Origin of the sequence: Halorubrum sp. SS7 (assembly GCF_005435055.1) — an archaeon.
Taxonomy (GTDB): Archaea; Halobacteriota; Halobacteria; order Halobacteriales; family Haloferacaceae; genus Halorubrum; species Halorubrum salinarum.
This window is the reverse complement of sequence record NZ_SGXV01000475.1, coordinates 1-320: the sequence shown is the minus strand read 5'-3', so window position 1 is coordinate 320 and position 320 is coordinate 1. Positions and strand designations below refer to the sequence as shown.

The window sequence follows — 320 nt, the reverse complement described above, 5'->3', positions numbered from 1 at the left end:
GCGCCACCGACTAAATTCCGCAGGATCCGGTACGCCGCTCGGATCGGGAGTTCGCGGGACGACTTTCGAGGACGCCGTCCGGCTACGGACGTTCCGTCGTCAGGCGATCCCGGGGACGAGGCGGAAGAACCCGTAGGCCAGAATCGTCGAGACGGACGGGCCGATGATCCACATCGAGACGTACTTCATTATCGCCCGGGGGTTGAACAGGTCTCCCGCTTCGAGCACCTCGTCGGGCTCATTTTCCCCGATCGGTGCGGCTGGTTTCCCCGCCATCTCTTCGGCGGTGATCGCGCCGGGAACGATCTCGGATTCCCCCG

General features: G+C 64.7%; 1 pseudogene. It reads right to left on the bottom strand.

Features of this window, described 5'->3' with window-relative positions:
* Positions 1-99: 99 nt before the first annotated feature.
* A pseudogene (locus EXE44_RS18850) lies at positions 100-320 on the bottom strand (inorganic phosphate transporter); the annotation flags it as partial.